This is a genomic window from Sphingobacterium sp. Mn56C (assembly GCF_049319645.1).
Taxonomy (GTDB): domain Bacteria; phylum Bacteroidota; class Bacteroidia; order Sphingobacteriales; family Sphingobacteriaceae; genus Sphingobacterium.
This window is the reverse complement of the sequence record NZ_JBMOUC010000001.1, coordinates 378119-397028: the sequence shown is the minus strand read 5'-3', so window position 1 is coordinate 397028 and position 18910 is coordinate 378119. Positions and strand designations below refer to the sequence as shown.

At 39.9% G+C, this 18910-nt stretch carries 13 protein-coding genes; 5 read left to right on the top strand and 8 right to left on the bottom strand.

The annotated features are described in order from the left end of the window. Positions 1–564 precede the first annotated feature (564 nt). From mobA to mobC, 3 genes are all read left to right on the top strand, one after another. The gene (gene mobA / locus ACL9RF_RS01780) at positions 565–1002 is read left to right on the top strand and encodes a conjugal transfer protein MobA (RefSeq protein WP_422798879.1); all 438 of its coding nucleotides are present in this window, start codon (positions 565–567) and stop codon (positions 1000–1002) included. A gap of 2 nt (positions 1003–1004) precedes the next feature. Further along, the gene (gene mobB, locus ACL9RF_RS01775; RefSeq protein ID WP_422798878.1) at positions 1005–2306 is read left to right on the top strand and encodes a conjugal transfer protein MobB; all 1302 of its coding nucleotides are present in this window, start codon (positions 1005–1007) and stop codon (positions 2304–2306) included. A 102-nt stretch (positions 2307–2408) separates the two neighbouring features. Further along, positions 2409–4409, top strand: coding sequence for a conjugal transfer protein MobC (gene mobC / locus ACL9RF_RS01770; protein WP_422798877.1), 2001 nt, complete (start codon positions 2409–2411; stop codon positions 4407–4409). Between the two features lie 50 nt (positions 4410–4459). Here mobC and ACL9RF_RS01765 read toward each other — a convergent pair whose 3' ends face one another. Together ACL9RF_RS01765 and ACL9RF_RS01760 are read right to left on the bottom strand one after the other, a co-directional pair. Beyond that, positions 4460–9865, bottom strand: coding sequence for an N-6 DNA methylase (locus ACL9RF_RS01765; RefSeq protein WP_422798876.1), 5406 nt, complete (start codon positions 9863–9865; stop codon positions 4460–4462). After that, positions 9852–10289 carry a DUF1896 domain-containing protein gene (locus tag ACL9RF_RS01760; RefSeq protein WP_422798875.1) on the bottom strand — a complete coding sequence of 146 codons (438 nt, stop codon included), beginning with the start codon at positions 10287–10289 and terminating at the stop codon, positions 9852–9854. Before ACL9RF_RS01760 ends, ACL9RF_RS01765 begins: the two co-directional genes overlap by 14 nt. A 164-nt stretch (positions 10290–10453) precedes the next feature. On the opposite strand from ACL9RF_RS01760, the gene ACL9RF_RS01755 reads away from it, so the two are divergent. Further along, positions 10454–11758, top strand: a complete 1305-nt coding sequence (locus tag ACL9RF_RS01755; protein ID WP_422798874.1) for a DUF6602 domain-containing protein — start codon at positions 10454–10456, stop codon at positions 11756–11758. 24 nt (positions 11759–11782) lie between these two features. Next, positions 11783–12433 carry a hypothetical protein gene (locus tag ACL9RF_RS01750; RefSeq protein WP_422798873.1) on the top strand — a complete coding sequence of 217 codons (651 nt, stop codon included), beginning with the start codon at positions 11783–11785 and terminating at the stop codon, positions 12431–12433. Between the two features lie 152 nt (positions 12434–12585). Here the strand turns inward: ACL9RF_RS01750 and ACL9RF_RS01745 are convergent, their stop codons facing one another. From ACL9RF_RS01745 to ACL9RF_RS01720, 6 genes are all read right to left on the bottom strand, one after another. Then, a complete protein-coding gene (locus ACL9RF_RS01745; protein WP_422798872.1) occupies positions 12586–13467 on the bottom strand; it encodes an ORF6N domain-containing protein in 882 nt (293 codons plus the stop codon). Continuing rightward, entirely contained in the window at positions 13467–15551 is a 2085-nt protein-coding gene (locus tag ACL9RF_RS01740; protein ID WP_422798871.1) for a DNA topoisomerase 3, read from the bottom strand. Before ACL9RF_RS01740 ends, ACL9RF_RS01745 begins: the two co-directional genes overlap by 1 nt. Before the next feature lie 19 nt (positions 15552–15570). Next, positions 15571–17034 carry a DUF3945 domain-containing protein gene (locus tag ACL9RF_RS01735; protein ID WP_422798870.1) on the bottom strand — a complete coding sequence of 488 codons (1464 nt, stop codon included), beginning with the start codon at positions 17032–17034 and terminating at the stop codon, positions 15571–15573. Between the two features lie 84 nt (positions 17035–17118). Continuing rightward, complete coding sequence (locus ACL9RF_RS01730) at positions 17119–17427, bottom strand: helix-turn-helix domain-containing protein (RefSeq protein ID WP_422798869.1); 309 nt, start codon at positions 17425–17427, stop codon at positions 17119–17121. Between the two features lie 27 nt (positions 17428–17454). After that, positions 17455–17808 (bottom strand): helix-turn-helix domain-containing protein, encoded by a 354-nt coding sequence (locus ACL9RF_RS01725; protein ID WP_422798868.1) that lies wholly within the window; start codon positions 17806–17808, stop codon positions 17455–17457. 236 nt (positions 17809–18044) lie between these two features. Further along, positions 18045–18878 (bottom strand): RteC domain-containing protein, encoded by an 834-nt coding sequence (locus ACL9RF_RS01720; protein WP_422798867.1) that lies wholly within the window; start codon positions 18876–18878, stop codon positions 18045–18047. Positions 18879–18910 lie beyond the last annotated feature (32 nt).

Sequence of the window (18910 nt, the reverse complement as noted above, 5' to 3'; positions counted from 1 at the left end):
CCAACCTATTTAGGTGCTTAAATATTTATGTGCTTAACCATATAAGCAGGTACTCTTGTCTGTAATTTTTTACATCTGCACAATTCTATTTCTCTATATGTGTAATTGCGTATTTACATTGTTACCTGCATAGCTATCTACAGCCTTATATCGGTTCACAGGTACAAAGGAATGCACATATATAGGTGCTTTAATTATCGTGGCATTGTTTGGCATTCAAAGGCAGTATTTGTCCATGTATTGCATAACAATACTCTGTTTAAGAGGGGCTTACTTTGTAAAATGATTTTTATTAACGGATTTATGCAAAAGCATCTTGAAAAAATGGACACTAAGCAGGACGGCTTCAAGCCGTTTTTCCCTGCTATCTATAATCCGTCCCGCAGGGCGGATTTTTGTGTTCAACGGAACACGGCAAGTTGTGTTTTGAGGCACTCGAAACCGAGTTCGTGCCTCAAAACAACTTGCCCTTTGCAGGGGGCAGAAAACACCTTCCGAAGTCAGGGTTTTTGTGTGGATTATCTAAAGATGAGCTCGCTAAAGCTCGGTTAAAATGGATTTGTGATGAATGAAAACAATAACAAAAAACAGAATAAAGGTGGACGGACACCTAAAAGTGATCCAAGTATCCACCGTCACGTTTTTCGGCTGACAGATGAAGAAAACGCCAGGTTATTATCGCTTTTTGAAGCATCGGGAATGCCTAATAAAGCGAAGTTTATCATTTACCTGCTGTTCAGTAAGGAAATGAAATCGGTTAAGATTGACAAAGGAACAGTTGATTTTTATATGCGACTGACTTCATTTCACAGTCAATTTCGCTCCGTAGGCGTGAATTATAACCAGATTGTAAAGCTGCTATACAAACATTTCTCCGAGAAAAAAGCGGCAGCATTCCTGTACAAATTGGAAAAACAGACGGCTGAAATGGCGATACTATGCCAAAAAATCATCCAGCTAACGGAAGAATTTGAAGCGAAACACCTGAAAAAACAGCCTTAGAAATGATTGCGAAAATTGGCAGAAGTGGAAATTTGTATGGGGCATTGGCGTATAATCAGCTCAAAGTGGAACATGAAAACGGCCAGATTTTGTTTACTAATAGGATAATTGAAACCACTAACGGGCATTATTCCGTTGCACAATTAGCCCAATCTTTTGCTCCTTATCTTATCGCCAATCGCAATACAGAAAAGCATACATTGCATATTTCGCTCAATCCCGACCCGAATGATAAAGTTAGCGATGACAAGTTTCGGGAAATGGCAGAACAGTATATGCGGGAAATGGGCTACGGGGAACAACCTTTTGTAGTATTCAAGCATACCGATATTGACCGCAGCCATATCCATATCGTATCGGTTTGTGTGGATGAAGAGGGTAAAAAGATTTCGGATAAGTTCGAGAAAATGCGGTCTATGAATGTGTGCCGTGAACTTGAAAGGCAACACGGATTGATACCTGCCACGGATAAGGAACATAAGCAGAATGACAAGATTTTTCGACCGGTAGATTATCGTGCAGGCGATGTGAAGAGCCAGATTGCTTCAGTAGTACGCCACCTGCCGAACTACTACCAGTACCAGGCGTTGGGAGAATACAATGCTCTGCTTTCCCTTTTCAACGTTACCACCGAAAAAGTGGAGGGCGAATTGCATGGCAAGATGCAGCAGGGGCTACTGTATATCCCGTTAAATGAAAAGGGCGAAAGAGCCGGACATCCGTTCAAGTCTTCTTTGTTCGGAAAGAATGCAGGGCTTTCGGCTTTGGAATTGCATTTTGTAAAAAGTAAAGAGGCTTTAAAAGACCACCCTACAAAGCCAACAATTAAGGCTGCCATAACCATTGCTCTGAAAACTACTAGCGATGAGTTGAGCTTTAAAAAACAGTTGGCAGAACAGGGCATTAACGTAGTAGTACGCAGGAATGATGCAGGGCGTATTTATGGAATGACATTTATAGACCATAATTCCAAAACCGTTTGGAACGGTTCCCGTTTAGCAAAGGAACTTTCAGCCAACATTTTCAATGACTACTGGAATAACAATATTCAACCGGAAGTAAAAGAGCCTGCCGAGCTTCAATCAAAAATCTCACACGCAAAAGATATTGAAGATCTGCCTTCAGAAAAACCACATCATTTATTCGACTTCCTCAATACAGAGCCTATCCCTGAGAAACATGAGGACGGTTTGATTGAGGCATTGGGTGGTTTGCTTCCCGAAGCCCAGGGTGAAGATTACGAAGAACAGGATTTTGCCAACAAGATGAAGAAGAAAAGAAAGCGCCAAAGAGGTCAGAAATAACGATCAGCCAAATGCTGCCACACAACGCCACACAACGCCACAATCTTACAGCCACTTTGTAGAGCCTCTAAATTCACTTGCAAAAATTCAATTCATTGAGATATGCAAGGAGAAGACGATTTAAGAGGTTTAGCCAAGATTATGGCTTTCATGAGAGCTGTAAGCATCCTTTTGATGCTGATGCACTTTTACTGGTTCTGTTACGGCTTCTTTTTAGACCGTGGTTGGACACTGGAGGTCATCAATAAAATATTGGGAAATTTTGAACGGACTGCCAGCCTGTTCTCCCACACCCTTTACACCAAAATATTTGCTTTGGTTTTACTGGCGTTAAGCTGTTTGGGAACCAAAGGGGTAAAAAATGAAAAGATTACCTGGCCCAAGATTTACACAGCTTTAGCTATAGGCTTCGTTCTATTTTTCCTTAGCTCACCATTGCTCCAATTGTCAGCGGGGCTGGCAACTTCTCTATACATCCTGACCAACTCATTAGGATACATTGCCCTAATGATGGCCGGTGTATGGATTACCCGTCTGTTGCGTACCAATCTCATGGACGATGTATTCAATAACGAAAACGAAAGTTTCATGCAGGAAACCAAGTTGATGGAAAACGAATACTCCGTCAATCTACCTACAAAGTTTTGGTACAATAAGAAGGAACATAAAGGCTGGATCAATATAGTAAATCCCTTCAGGGCTACGATTGTATTGGGAACTCCCGGATCAGGTAAATCATACGCAATAGTTAACAGCTATATCAAACAGCAGATAGAAAAGGGTTTTTCAATGTATATCTATGATTTCAAGTTCGATGACCTTTCTACCATTGCTTATAATCACTTGCTGAAGCATACAGACAAGTACAAAGTAAAACCAAAATTCTACGTTATCAATTTTGACGACCCACGCAAGAGCCACCGGTGTAATCCTATTAACCCCGATTTCATGACTGATATATCCGATGCCTACGAATCGGCTTATACCATTATGCTGAATCTTAACAGGTCGTGGATACAGAAGCAGGGCGATTTCTTCGTGGAATCGCCAATTATCTTATTAGCTGCTATTATTTGGTTTCTAAAAATCTATGACAACGGAAAATACTGCACGTTTCCCCACGCTATTGAATTACTGAACAAAAAGTATTCGGATGTATTTACAATTCTGACTTCTTATCCCGATTTGGAGAACTATCTTTCTCCATTCATGGATGCCTGGCAAGGCGGCGCCCAAGACCAATTGCAGGGACAGATTGCATCGGCAAAAATTCCATTGTCAAGAATGATTAGCCCGCAGTTGTATTGGGTAATGACCGGAGATGACTTCACGCTCGACATCAACAATCCTAAAGAGCCTAAAATCTTATGCGTGGGTAACAATCCCGACCGCCAAAATATTTACTCTGCTGCATTGGGCTTGTACAATTCAAGGATTGTAAAACTCATCAACAAAAAGGGACAATTAAAGAGTTCGGTTATTATAGATGAGCTGCCCACGATTTATTTTAGAGGACTGGACAACCTTATCGCAACTGCCAGAAGTAACAAAGTTGCAGTTTGCTTAGGCTTCCAGGATTACTCACAATTAATCCGGGATTATGGCGATAAGGAAAGTAAAGTAATTCAAAATACGGTTGGGAATATTTTTAGTGGTCAGGTTGTCGGAGAAACAGCGAAGAACCTGTCAGAACGCTTTGGTAAAGTATTACAGAAACGACAAAGCCTTACCATCAACCGGAATGATAAGTCCACCTCCATATCTACCCAATTAGATAGTCTTATTCCTGCTTCAAAGATTTCTACCCTAACACAAGGTATGTTTGTAGGAGCAGTATCGGACAATTTTGATGAACGTATTGAACAAAAAATATTTCATGCTGAAATTGTCGTGGACAATGAAAGAGTTGCTGCTGAAACTAAAGCCTATAAAAAAATACCGGAAATCTTATCTTTTACTGATGAGCGCGGTACTGATAATATGAAGCAGGAAATAGAAACTAATTACCGACAGATTAAAAAAGACATCGTACAAGTTATCGAAGCGGAGCTTGAACGCATCAAAAATGACCCTGATCTACAACATTTGGTTCAGGATAATTAAAAAAGGGGCTTTTTTTCAAAGCCCTTTTTAGTTTTCACTACCAATACTTACTACAATACACCTCGTGGCAAATGAATACCTTTAGTTCGTACAATACTCTCTGAAACCGTCGGAGCTTCTTTTTGCTTTTCAGCCTGTACGACCGGTTCATCTTTAGGTTCCGGGGCTATGGATAGCTGTATCTTCCGTTCAACGGCAGCAAGTTCCGTTTTCAGTTCACTTAGCTTGCTTTCCTTTGCCCATGTACCATTAACCACTTCCCGAAGTACGGGAAGGTCTTTTTGAAGTTCGGCTATCTTCTTTTGTTCCTGCTCGATATAGCCCGGCAGCTTTTCCAGTGCTTTCAAAAAATTCATTGCTGCCGTTTCAGGATCTTTAGCCATAATGCCGTTGTTGTATGTGTATTTTATGTTCCCTTCTCCCTGTACCAAGAAACGATTTACACGAATGTCCACACCTTCTTTTTCCGACACTTCTGTTTTAACCAATAACTGAAATCCATACAGGCTACCTATTTCCTGATAGTCACCTCCGGTACGGGCTGTGTCCGCAATCTGGTTAAGTTTTGCTCCTATCTGCTTCACATCTGAGTTTGAGGATAAGTCATCGAGCTGCAATGGATTTACGATAGTACCATCCGAACGCTTTTGTATACGCACTTGTAAGTTATCCCAATCAAAATTAAACTTGTCCAGACGGGAACCGGCACTTTCAAGCATTGCAATAGTGTCTTCTAGTTTGTATTTAGAACTGAATTTGGAACGGTTGAAAGCCTGCTTTTCGCTTTCCAGTCCTACAATCTGTTTTTCCAATTTCGCTTTATCCAGAAGATCAGTATTCCCTGAAAGGATTGCCACGTATTCCGAAAAGTTCATGCCTGATTTTTCATCCATACTTCCCTCATCAATGGTTCGCTTTCCGAGATTATTGGATTTTAACTGGTCTATGAAGAGTTGCTTATTATACAACAGGTTAAACTTGTAGCTATCCAATGATTTTTCTACGGCATAGATGATAATGTCCACTTTGTTGTCCGCAAAGAATTTCGCTATTTCATTTCCTTTTCGGATTGCCCTTCCATCACGTTGGGCAAGATCGCTTGGCCGCCACGGTGTATCCAGGTGATGAACCGCTACGGCTCTTTTCTGTGCGTTTACACCAGTGCCGAGCATACTCGTAGAACCGAACAGTACTCGTATTTTCCCCTCGTTCATCCCATTGATAAGCTCCTTACGTTGCTTATCATTTTTGGCTTCCTGTATAAAGCGGACTTCATGAGCCGGAAGGCCGTGGTCTTCCACGAGCTTTCGTTTTATTTCGGCGTACACATTCCATTCACCGGGCTTGTATGTTCCCAAATCAGAGAAAACGAACTGTGTGCCTTTCTGTACCTTGTATTGGTTGTAGTACTTCGCTATGTTGGCAGCACAATGGGAGGCTTTATTGTCGGGGTGATCTTCGTACCTACCGCTAACCATTCGCATATCGAGCGACATCTTACGGGCATAATCCGTAGCGATGAGCATCTTTGCTTTTTCCTCACGGTCTGTTAGCGGAGGTCTGCCTAAGAGTTCTGCATTTCCTGTTTTGGCAAACTCCATTAGCTTTTTGATAAATACATCCTGATCCGGTGTGGGCGGGATGTTGTACAATACCTCATTCTTATTGGGACGGTCTATACCTATATCCTTTGCCGTTCGGTAGTCTGTGATTTCTGAGTAGAACTGTGCCAGTTCCGGCACTTTAATAAAGTATCGGAAACGCTCTTTAGCTACGATGTTGTTAGCTACAGAAAACTCATAATCGGTGGTTTTCCTTGCATAGATGGCTGCCCAGGCATCAAAAGAGTTGATACCCTGTTTTTCCATTGCCCGTGGGCGCAGGTATTTGAAGAGCAGGTATAGCTCCGTTAACGAATTGCTGATGGTTGTTCCCGAAAGAAACGTTGCTCCCATATCGGCATTGATACGTTCCTGAATGGTACGGATAGCAAAAAGCAGGTTCATAGCCTTCAGGCTTCCGTCCACATTCCCTAATCCGGCAACCCGTGTGTGCCTTGTATTGAACATCAGGTTTTTGAACTGGTGGCTTTCGTCCACAAACAAATGGTCAATCCCCATCATCTTAAAATCCACGACATCATCCTTGCGGTTCTCAATATCGTGTTGCAGCATTTTGAGCTTGACTTCGAGGTTTTCCTTCCGCTTGATTACTCCGGCAAGCATACCCCTTGTAACTTCCTTGCCCTGGGATTGCAGGACATCAAGGTTACGCTCCACGCTGTCCAGTTCTATTTCGAGTATTTCCTTTTGTATTTCGGGCGACTGCGGTATCATTCCGAACTGGTCATGCGTGAGGATTATACAGTCCCAATCATTATTTTTAATATCACCGAAAATCCGTAGCCGTTTTTTGGGTGTGAAGTCTTCTTTACCCGGATACAGGATCTTGGCATGTGGGTATGCAGTTCGGTAGGCTTCGGCTATTTCGTGAACGTTGCTTTTTAACCCAACAATCATAGGCTTATGAGCTAAGCCCAACCGCTTCATTTCCTGTGCTGCGGTACACATTACCAATGTTTTTCCTGCACCTACTTCGTGGTCGCAGATAGCACCGTTGTTCAGCTTTATCATCCAAACGGTGTCCTTTTGGCTGGAATACAGGTCTTGAATGTTCAAGCCTTTTCTGTCCAGTCCGGGGAACTCCTGATGGCCTCCGTCATAGTTCGGACGCACAAAGCAATTAAAGGTATCGTTATACTGGTCGGTCAGCCGCTTTTTAAACTTATCGTTCTGTCCGTGAAGCCAGTCGCTGAAAGCTGTGCGAATTTCATCAATCTTGGTATTGGCCATTTGTATGGCTTCCATATCCCGTACCTTGACCTCCTGATTGCCAACCATCACTTTTTTGGTAATATCCGGTGTGGTATTAACCAATGCGTGTTTAAGCAGGGCAATTCCGTCAAACGTCCGGCTTTCAGCTTTGACGGCATATTTATCCCATATATGTACATTCTTCTGATCGCATTTTACCGAAAAGTCATCGGAACTTTCAGAGTAATGAACCAGTACATCGGTATCGAAAAGGTGCGAAGCAAAACGGGCATAAATGCCTGTAGGTATCCAGCGTTCACCCAAGTTGAAATCCAACTCTTCAAATTCGATGCGCCCCGGTCTGGCTTCTTCTAGGACCGTAAGGCTTTCTTTGGATTGCACATCATTCGGATTACGTTCAATATAGGCTCTGACTTCCTCCGCCTTTTCCACTACGTTACCCGCAACCCAACGTTCGGATATTTCGTATTCCTTTTGCAGTGGATTGTAGAAAATGCGCCCATGTAAGGCGCCTTTCAAAGCATCGTCATTCATACCGCTGATTTCGGACATATAGCTCAAATCAACGCTTCCGTATTTGTTGAGCGAAGCTGCTAATGCTTCTTCAGGATTGTCCGTTGCGATGGTTACGTTAGAAAAACTTACAGGATGGCTGAAAATATCCGCTTTGTGAACCACACCTCCAATAACACGTTCCAGATAAGGGATTTCTTTACCGGCACTATCCGTTTTTATTAGCTTGATATTATCAGTGCTATTAAGATTGCCGTACCTTTTGACAAAGGCATCATATAAGCGGTTAAGGGTTTCCCGTTCTTCCTTGTATTCAGTCTGAAATGTTGCCTCTTTATTGTAAAGCTCCTGGTAAATATCACGCACAACAATGTACCCTTCGGCTCTTGCTTTTTGCAAAGGCGGTAATTGTAAAGGATGAAAAACGGCCGTACCACCTGATTTATCTACATCTTGCAAATGACCAATCAAACCATTGTCCATCACAAGACAATCGTTCCGGTGGAATGATTGCAGTTCACCACTATACGGAGCAGGTTCGGGAATAGTATTCAGGAGGGCAGCTTGGGCAGCTTGGCCATTATCATTAATGCCCGAAAACAGGTCGCCGATAGCTTCCTGCTTTATGCCGTTGGCTGATGTATTTTGATTGCTAACCCTATTGGAAACCGGAGGCGTATATATTTGCTGCATCGCACTGAACAAATCGGTCTGGCGACCTATCGCACGGCGGTTTGCTTTAGTGCTTTGCCCTTTGGCTTGCGTCGTTCTTTTGGGTGGAGCAAGAACAGCTACCGGTTCATCTATATTTTCAAACAGGTCGAAAATGCTTAACTGCTTTAATTCCTGTTGACTTTCCTGAATAATTGCTGATGTAGCTAATGACCGTCGTTCCTGACTGATTACAATAGGTTCTACAACTGGCGGTTGCGGTGTTATGGGAATTTGTATAAGACGTTCATCGTTCCGCTCTCCTTTATATAAATTGAAATCCAAATGCTTTCCAAAATCTTCCGAAAGCATCCGTCGCAGGTCTTTTGCTATTCCGCTGGCTCCGTCTTTATGCGTGTAGATCAGGGCAGGCTGCCCATAAGGGTCGGTATCTAATTTGCGGTCGGTATGCACAATCCTTGTGCTATCCTGAAAGAGTGCATTACCTGGAGTATTATATTCAGTTTGCCTGCTTTGACAAAACAGTTCTTCGGCTTCGGTCAAACCTTGTTTTGTCGTATTCTTTTGCAGGATAATCAGGTCGCTGCCAACCTCTGTGCCTGCGTACTCTGTAAACAAGTTGTTCGGTAAGCGTACAACTGAAACTAAATTGTTATCCTGCATCAACGCCCTGCGTATCGGTTCATTTTTCGGGCTGTTCAGGATGCCCTGTGAAGTGATGTAAGCCAGTAAGCCGCCCTCACGGAGCATATCAGCTCCTTTAAGGAAGAAGTAATTGTGTATTCTTTGTGCAGCCTGTACTTTGACTGTGTCTTTGCTTCGGGAATAAGAGAGGTCAAATACCGATGTATCACCGAACGGTATGTTACTGGCGACAACATCGTAGCTGTTATGTTCCTTTTCGGAAATTTCCTCGAAACCGCTTATACGGATATTGCTTTCGGGATACAGTTGTTTTAAAACCTTGCCTGTGAGCAGATCCTTTTCATAAGCAGTAGTGCTTGCTTTCTGGTTTTCTGAAAAGGATTGTATGAATGAGCCGATACCTGCGGAGGGTTCAAGGAATTTCTGAATGTTCAGATTGTTTTCACGCAAGGTTGCGGAAACCGCATCTATGATTTGTGGTGGCGTATAAAAAGCTGTTAGTACAGAGCTTTTCATACTGTCCACATACCTGCGGTATTGCTTATCGTCTTCGGAATTTTCTTTAAGTAGTCTGTGGAGTTCCTGCGTGAGCGGAAACAGGTCGTGTTCCGTCTTTCTCCAGTGATTGATATCTATTGGGTTCAGCACGAATTTAAGACCGCCAAATCCGCTGTATTGCATCATTAGCAGTCTTTCGCCTACGGTAGCTTGTCGTTTCTCCTTTTCCAGTTTAAAAGCAATTCGTAAGGCATCAATATTCAGTTGGAGATGTTGGCGTTTACTGAAGCCCATTTTCCTCTATCCAGATTGCGATGGTTCCGATCAGTTCCGTATAGAGCAGGTCATACGCTGTGTTATAAGTGAAGTCATCCGTAAGCTCATATCCTTCAAATACAGGCCCGCAAACAGGTAGCATTTTCAAAGCGAACGGTCGCAGCTCTTCGTCGGCCATTATGGTGTCAAACTCATTGCACACAACTTGAAAAATTGTGTCAAACTTGGAGAAATGTAAGCCTTCAAATAGAATATAGTTAGCGATCTCATCGCATTGGTCTATGGAGTTTCCTGAGCGGAAAGCCCCTTCGTAGGCATTGGCGGCCCACGATGAACGTTGGTCAATAAATTTTTGGTCGTGTGCCTTTTCCGGAAAGCTTGTATTTAATAATTCTTGCAGTCGTAATCTGAAATACGACAAGTCCTTTTGCTGTGTATCCATGCTATAATCTTGTTTTTTTTATCTAAAACCTAAAATTATAGCAGACAAACATCGTATTTAGAGAAGTGGCGGGAGTTGTCGTTGAAAGGTAGGATTTGGCTTAGTACCCTAGTCGTAAAAGTTTAATTTTGTATATTCGTTATTATGAAATAAAAACTAATTTTATGATGATAGATACTGTTGCTGATTTGATCCATGAATTTGTATCGGCAGAAAAAGAAATACTTAATAAACAAGAAATAAAACATCCGACAACCATCGGAGCCATGTATGAAGGATTGACAGCGGAGGTTTTAAGTAAATCTATTTTTGCTGGGCTGAACCTAAAAGTTGTTAAAAATAGCTTTATTGTCGGATGTAAAACAGAATTTGACGTTCTGTTAGTAGAGGGAGATGGTGAAGCAATACCTTATACAGATCGTTTTCATTTTCAACCGGAACAGGTAATTGCTGTTATTCAAGTAAAGAAAAATCTCTATGCGAAGGATATTGAGGAAGGGTACGATAACTTAAAATTTCTCATTGATTATTTTGACGACAGAAATCCTGAAAAATTTGTTGGGATAATGTTTAGAGACAGCTTTAGACAGATTTGTAGAAAAGATTTAATGGCATACAAATTAGGTGAACTTTCAGAAAACGAAGAGGGTATATATCATGCCCTATGGGCTGATACAATTCTCCCAGTCAGAATAGTTTGGGGGTATAATGGTTTTTCAAGTGAGTATAATTTTCGAGAATCATTTTATAACTATTTATCTGATAAAAGATCTACTAACCTTAATAATATAATAGCAGGGTTTGGTCCCCATAATTTTCCAAACCTCATTATTTGTGGAAAGTATGCAATGTTTAAAAATAATGCAATGCCTTTTGTAGCACCAGTCCAAAGTGATAATTGGTGGCCTTTTTATGTAACTTCATCCCATAATCCGGCCTATTTTTTTCTTGAAACTATTTGGACAAGATTATCTTACAGATATGAACTTCCAAATGATATTTTCGGTGAAGATTTAAAAATGGAACCTGCTACCAGGTTCCTGGACTGTAAAGTTCAAACTCTTGCTGATCTTAAAGGGTGGGAATATAATAGTAGATTGATTTCAGATAAAGAACTCAAAGCAAATACAGAAGTTTTACTATGGCAACCTACAACCCTGGATAGAACACAGTACGTAATTATTGAACAGCTCTGTAATAGAGGTGAAATAAACTTGGATACAGATAAAGATTTAGAACTTTTTGTTGTTCAGAGTGACTATACATCACTAGTTGATTTCCTAGAGAAATTAATGGCAACGGGGCTTATCTATATTGAAGATCGAAAGATTAAACTATTGACCGACCAGTGTCAATGTGTGATATTACCAGATGGACGAACCGTTGCAGGGGAAAATAAAAGTGACCGATTAACTAATTGGGTGATGAAAGAAATAGCACAATACAGAAGTAAAAATGAACAAAATTAAATCATTAGTCTTATCTAAATAATTATGGAAAATTGCTACATGTGTAATGAGCCAAAAACATCGGTTGAGCACGCCCCTCCAAGATCTTTTTTTCCCAAAGCTAATCGGGTTAATTTAATCACGGTGCCGTCTTGCATATCTCATAATGAGAATACATCTAGCGATGACGAGTACGCAAGAAATATAATAACTGTATCAATAAATAATAACCAAAAATCAATCGACCAATTTTTCTCAAAATCTTTAAAATCATTTAAACGCAATCAGGAATCAACAAATAAAATTGTTGACACCTTCATTAATGCGGATGAAGTTACAATTGGAGCAAAAGCATTTAGATTTGATAGGGCTCGATTTGATAGAGTGATTAGAAAGATCGCTTATGCTTTATATTATTCCGAGTACGGAAAAACTTGGAATAGACTATTAGCTGTTTTGACAAATCAAATTAAAAATTCAGATCTCACGAATGACAGCTTTGGAGATATATTTGATGAAATTTCTGATGATTTAAATTCGCTCCCATTAAAAGGTGAAAACCCGCAAATATTCCAGTATTCTTTTATAAAATTTGACAATAATGAAAATGATATAGCGATATTTATGATTTTTTACGAAGGATTTCCTATGTTAGTTATTCCAGATAGAAATTCTGGAAATAATAGTTTTGACTAAAATAATCTCATACACCAATTTGAGAATGATAAATCTTGAACTGCAAGTTTATATATTTTTATGTTTTTAGAGTTAGAAAAACTCTTGAAAGAATTTAGAAAATCATCTTTAGAAGCTTCTAAGTAAACAATAAACCCTCCGATTCGGAGGGTTTATTGTTTACTTAGAATTTGTAACATCCTGCCTACCTCTATGTCCATTCTCGAAAAGGCAAACCACTTTTTGCCTAAGTCTTTCAATGATGCTCCGATATGATAGAGTTTTGTATCGTCAATAATCAAAAAGCGGTCGTGAGCATCGGAGTAAATCTCAATTTCAATCGGAGGGTATTGGCTGTTGTAACGTTGTACATCTAACCGTAACTGATTGCTGATGTTTTTAGTATAGATTGTTGTGGTTACGTTCGTATTCCGTTTACCAAGCAATGTGAGTACAGTATCGTCAACGTAATTGTCAATGAGTATAATTGAACTTCTCGCACTTCTTATGATATCGGCAACAAACGTATAAGCATCAAAAATCTGCCCATCGTAGAAAATACCTTTTTCGCTGTGAATTTTATCGCTTTCCAGCGCCTTAAATATTTCTTCAAATTTCTGGTCGGCTTCCAGTTGTTTAAGTTCTATTTTGTCCAGACGATTAAAAAGTGAGGCATTGCTGATAAGTATTCTTCGCATCTCTACAAAGGCTTCCATAATTTCTACACTGATTTTAATGGCAATTTCAGAGCGGAGAACGGCCGAGGCCATTGCCACCCCTGATTCTGAAAAAACCATTGGTAAATAACGCCTTCCGCCGTGGTTTAAACTTGAGGTGCCAAATTGGAACCTCAAGTTTTCGACTTCCTCTTCAGTCAATTGAAAACAGAATGATTCGGGAAACCTTTCATTATTTCTTTTTACAGCACGGTTAAGGTTCTTTGTTTCCACCTGATACAAAGAGGCCAGGTCACTATCCAGCATAACCTGCTTGCCGCGTATGTTATATATAAAGTTCCTGATTCCCTCTTGACTAACGATAGATCTATTATCCATTATTTTTTGTAGTTTTTATTTTTCTCAAATTCAAATGAGCTTTCTGCATTTTCATTCAGTACGATATAGGCATCGAACTTTTTTCCGGCTTTACTTTTCATCCCTTTAATGAGGGTAGTTTTCCGCTTTGCAACTAGGCTTTCTATATCAGCTATACTGAGTTGCACCTCACAAACATTACGGAACTGTACCCAATTGCAAACCTCGTCAGGGCATTTTACGATCTTATCCCTGATAATTAATTGATGGCTTTTACATTTCGGGCAAGTGAGATTGGGCAGGTTAGTTTGGGCTATAGAGGTATTTAGCAGTTCCTGTGTAATGGTAGCAGAATAAATTTCCATATCCATCTGAAAAGTACCTGCATTGCCTTCGCCCGTTTCAATCTTTTGCAAAGCAAGTTCCCATTCGGCAGTCATTACAACATCTGCAATCTTTTTGTCTTTTACTAGATTATATACCTGCAATCCTTTTTCTGTAGGAACCAAGGACTTCTTTTCTCTTTTGATATAGTTACGTGTAAACAATGTTTCAATTACAGCAGCTCTTGTAGCTGGCGTACCTATACCAATGTTTTGTAATGCCTTTCGTTCATCTTCATTTTCGATTTCCTTTCCAGCAGTTTCCATAGCCGATAACAGACCGGCTTCTGTATAGAGTGCAGGTGGCTTGGTTTTCTTTTCCAGAATACATGCTTCCTTGATTTTAAATTCATCTCCCTTTTTCAATTCAGGAAGATCCTGCAGAGGATCGGTATCATCATCTGTGAAACTACCTCTAATGCCACGCCAACCAGCTTCAATAATCTTACAGCCTTTTACAATAAAATCATAGTGCAATGCCTGTAAACTAAGATCTGTAATTTCTTTTATACAGGCTTGTGATAACGCTTCCAATAATCGAAAAGCAATCATATCATACACCACATTTTCTTTTGCAGATAGTGCTGAAGGGATTTTGTCTGTAACAAGCAAACCATGATGATCTGTTACACGCAGATCATTGACGATACGCTTATTGAACCGTCCCCATTTCATTTTGGTTACGGCTTGCTTACAGCTTTCCCTATCTTGCAAGGCTCTCACAAGATTGGGGATCTCTGCCCACATATCTTCAGGGATGTACTTGCTTCCGGTTCGGGGATATGTGATAAATTTTTTCTCATACAGGCTTTGAGCAATATTCAGGGTTTCCTCGGCTGAAAGGTTCAGTTTCTTGTTCGCTTCTTTTTGCAATCCTGTAAGGTCAAACAGTAAAGGTGGCTGCTCAGTAATGCTTTTACTTTCTACGAAAGTAACGCTAACGCTTGTTGCTCTTTCAATAGATTTCAAAGTATTTTCTGCCAGCTTTTGATCGTCCCATTTATTTTTAGAAAGGCTGTTGAAATCAATAAACTCTTTGTTGTGCCGCAACTGTATCTGCCAATACTTCTTTACTTTGAAGTCTTTATTTTCAAGATAACGCCTGCATATCAGAGCCAGCGTAGGTGTTTGTACTCTTCCGAGTGAATATATCCCGTTACCAGCGGCTATGCTTAGTGCCTGGGTAGCATTGATGCCCACAATCCAGTCAGCACGGCTTCTTCCTTGCGCCGCCTGATACAACCCGTTAAACTCATTTCCGGGTTTAAGATTATCAAAGCCCTGCTTGATTGCTTTTTCTGTAAGAGAGCTGATCCAAAGCCTTTCAAAAGGCTTATTGCATTTCAGGTATTCGTAAATGTAGCGGAATATTAACTCGCCCTCACGTCCTGCATCGGTAGCTACGATAATGCTATCTGAACGCTTAAACACCTGCTCAATTACTTTCAGTTGTTTTATTGCTCCCGGATCTGGGGTGTAGCCCTTGTCCTTTTTTACTTTACGAACAGTAAGCAAAAAGGGATTTGGAAGTAACGGTAAAGATGCTTTATCAAATCCCGTAATACCATAATCTTCAGGCATACCTAATCCAACCAGATGCCCGAATGCCCAGGTAACAAAATAGCCATTGCCTGTCAGGTAACCGTCCTTTTTTTCGGAAGCACCCAACAAGCTGGCTATTTCCCTTGCCACGCTTGGCTTTTCTGCAATCACTACTTTCATATCATTCTGTTTTTAGTGATTACCTTTTTACGCCTTTTGACTTAGCAGGGGCTTTTGGTTTTTCCTGTTGTTCCTGCTGCTTTTTACTGTCGGGACTTTTTTGTCCTGACTTCAAAGGCTCCTTAATATTTTTTGTCGCTTCATTGGTTTTACCTTCCGAATTAACCGCAATTTGCGGTTTGTGGGCTTCGGTAGGTTTTACCTGCTCTTTTAGCTTATTCGGGTTTTGGAAAGAGAAATCCGTTTTGCCTGTTTCCTTATTGAGCGTGATATAACCGTTGTATTCCTTTCCTTTCTTGTCAACCAACCCGGTTAAATAAACAGTCTGACCATCTTTAAACTTATTGTATTGCTCATTATCCAAATCTTTGCCTCTGAATGTTCTCGGTGCTTCCTGCGATTGGCTTCGCTGATTACTCTGGCCGTTGCTTTGAGCTTGTTGATTGGTGTTGCTTCTATCGAAAAGAAACTCGACATAACGCTTATCGGCATTGAACTGTACAGTGGCATTGAACTCGGCACCTTTTTTAGAAACCATGCCTTCGATGTAAAGGGGTTTGCCTTCCGCTAAAGTTTGTTTTTGTGCATCATCAAGTTTCACACCCTTAATTTCATCAGGGACTTTAATTCTATCCGTTCGCAATGCTACCAATTCATTAGTAAGCCTGTCCACACTAATAATAGATGGGATTGTTTCACCCGTTTTAGGGTTGGTCAGATTAACCACACGCCCCATATTTCCGGTTTGAAGCAGGTTATTTTTATCTTCTTCTTTGAACTTGTGTCCAAAAAACTCAAAGTTCAGGTTCGGCTCTTTTCGGATACCATGAATGGCAACCACTACCTGCCCGTCCTCATTGGCTTGCAGGGATAACCGGGCATCCATGCGGGTAACAGCAGTACCAAGATTGAGGCTTACGGGTACAAGCTCATTGGTTTTGTAGCCTTTCAATAAAGGATCAAGGAGGTTCATTTTTTCGAGCTTCTCTTTGTTTAATCCGAGATTGTTCATTGTTTCCCAATCAATCTGTTCCGGCTTATAGCGGTATTCGCTAGTTTCCGGTGTTGCTTGTGTTGTTTCCATATTATTTTGATTTACTTGTTTTTGATCCTGCTGTGGTTCGGCTTTGACTTCGTGCTTTTTCATCAGTTGCTCACCTTCAGGAGTTGGATTGTTTACCTGCTTCTGCATTTCGTTTGCAGTGTCAATAGCCAGTGGTGCAGGTACTTTGAAAAAGGAAAAATTTGTAGGGTTCTTTAGCTGGCTGAAAAAATTAGAAAAGAAATTGGAGAAGAAATCACCGCCCTTATCCACACGCATAAACTGGTTCTGGTTTTTCCTGGTAGGATCAACCGTTTCCATTTTCCCGTTTTCGTCGATACTTTTTACTGCCTGAATTTTCTTTTTGTCTTTATCAAGCACCAATAATATTTCCGATAATTGGTCGGGAGTTTCCTGTTTATCTAAAGTCTGTTCACTCATAATCTGAAAATTTTATAATTCAAAGCCGAATGTATAAGAAGTATTCATCGTTTTGCCTCGGTTGACTTTCATAGGCAGTATTTGTCACTTGTTGGCGTTCATTTTGGTAAGAGGTACGGTAAAACTCTCTCTTATAAACTGATGTACATCGGATAGTTTATAGTACAGCTTGCCGCTGATAGTATAGTAAGGTAGCTTGCCAATAGAACGGTATCGTTGTAAGGATCGGTTACTTATTTTCAACATTTGGAGCAGATCCTGGTTATCCAATAATTCTTCTCCGTCTATACTGTTGCGTTTCTTTTGAAATTCATCTATGTGGTTGCCAAGAATATCTAGGCGATCTATAATGCGTTCCATCCAGGCAATAAATTCCATTCTATCAATATTCATAAGGATATACTTTTACGGAGTTAATACTTAATTTTTATTAGACTTTAGCCTTCTCCCTTTTTCTATGTAGCTTTTGCCTTTTTCCATCAGCTCTTTGACATACTCGTCACTGGTCTGTACAGCATTAGCATTCAGCATATCCTTAATAGCTCCAATGGTGTAGAAATATTGTCCATAGATTTTTGAATAAGCCAGGTCGCCATTGTTCCGCATACGCCACAGTGTTTTTTCACTGATATGCAGGTATTGACACACCTCATGGTTATTGAGCCATAAATCATTATAGCTTTGGTCTTCTTGTTTTCTTACAAAATCAGCAATTGTATTTATACTGTTATAAAGCTTTTGCCAAATTTCTTCATCAATGGTTATAATCTTCATAGTCTCATTTTTTGATTTCTACACAAAATTGATGTACATCCTTGACTTAATTTGCCAATCTATGCCAATTGGTTCGGCGGTTTTCTAAAAATTTATACAAGCTAAAAAATACTTATTCAGCTTGATTTTAATCAGATACAAGCTTTTCAAAATGGCTTTGCCAATTGGCAGATATGGGCAAACAAAAAAGCAGCACATAGATTGCACTGCTTTGAATAGGTGAGTGAGAGATTTATTTATAGGTCTCTATCCATATATTCTTCTAAAGAAACTTTGAGTTGATCCAAGAAAGATGTTCGGGAACCGCTTCTTGTTTTCATCCGATGGAAAGTATGGTGCAGATCTTTTAGATCTAGGTTAAAAATCACTTCGGCAATTGCACATAATTTCCTAATATTGGTTTTACCGTTAGAGATGCTTTGATTTGCATGTAAAGCATAGATAAGTTCGATAAGTGTGCTTTTGGAGCCAGTCCATTCAAGTTGAAAAGATTTAGCATCGGGGTAATTTCCATTAAATGCTTCATCATTAATTTTAAAAAATAAATAATTATGAAGTAATTGGTCACATAAAATTCTTGATAACCTATAATCATAATAGGTTGAAAATTTATAATCTGCTTCAAAAATATGACTGTTTAATCCATTATTCCAATCAATCTTTCCTCTTACAAAATATTCTTCATCTTTGTCATTCCGGCCAGAAATGTAATATCGAAAGAAAGAACAACCACAGTTTTCATAATAGTTTCTTTCTATTTTTTGTAATTCATCTATATAGTATTTCTTTCTAACTTCGTAAATATCTAATGGACAATTACTTTCCGTTCTGTAAACTTTGTTGTAATATATCAAGCGTGCCTGAATAACTGGTTTTATTTCTTTGAAAAATTCAATCTCATCTTGAACCGTTTCAAAACCTTTTTCAAGAACATATTCTTTCATTTCTGACATTGTTTGAAACAGATCTGATATTTTTAACTTGACTTTTGAAATCAAATCTTTATTATCAATGTCCAATAAGTTCTCTTCGACGTTGATTTTCTTAATAACATTTCTCAAGTATATCATAATTACTTCAATTTAGGCTATTATGCAATAAA

Bases quoted from the DNA above. Each gene is read 5' to 3' on its own strand.
- ACL9RF_RS01730 (WP_422798869.1), bottom strand. From the start codon at position 17,427: ATGAATATTGATAGAATGGAATTTATTGCCTGGATGGAACGCATTATA.
- ACL9RF_RS01740 (WP_422798871.1), bottom strand. From the start codon at position 15,551: ATGAAAGTAGTGATTGCAGAAAAGCCAAGCGTGGCAAGGGAAATAGCC.
- ACL9RF_RS01720 (WP_422798867.1), bottom strand. From the start codon at position 18,878: ATGATATACTTGAGAAATGTTATTAAGAAAATCAACGTCGAAGAGAAC.
- ACL9RF_RS01755 (WP_422798874.1), top strand. From the start codon at position 10,454: ATGATGATAGATACTGTTGCTGATTTGATCCATGAATTTGTATCGGCA.
- mobA (WP_422798879.1), top strand. From the start codon at position 565: ATGAATGAAAACAATAACAAAAAACAGAATAAAGGTGGACGGACACCT.
- ACL9RF_RS01735 (WP_422798870.1), bottom strand. From the start codon at position 17,034: ATGAGTGAACAGACTTTAGATAAACAGGAAACTCCCGACCAATTATCG.
- ACL9RF_RS01745 (WP_422798872.1), bottom strand. From the start codon at position 13,467: ATGGATAATAGATCTATCGTTAGTCAAGAGGGAATCAGGAACTTTATA.
- ACL9RF_RS01750 (WP_422798873.1), top strand. From the start codon at position 11,783: ATGGAAAATTGCTACATGTGTAATGAGCCAAAAACATCGGTTGAGCAC.
- ACL9RF_RS01725 (WP_422798868.1), bottom strand. From the start codon at position 17,808: ATGAAGATTATAACCATTGATGAAGAAATTTGGCAAAAGCTTTATAAC.
- ACL9RF_RS01760 (WP_422798875.1), bottom strand. From the start codon at position 10,289: ATGGATACACAGCAAAAGGACTTGTCGTATTTCAGATTACGACTGCAA.
- ACL9RF_RS01765 (WP_422798876.1), bottom strand. From the start codon at position 9,865: ATGGGCTTCAGTAAACGCCAACATCTCCAACTGAATATTGATGCCTTA.
- mobB (WP_422798878.1), top strand. From the start codon at position 1,005: ATGATTGCGAAAATTGGCAGAAGTGGAAATTTGTATGGGGCATTGGCG.
- mobC (WP_422798877.1), top strand. From the start codon at position 2,409: ATGCAAGGAGAAGACGATTTAAGAGGTTTAGCCAAGATTATGGCTTTC.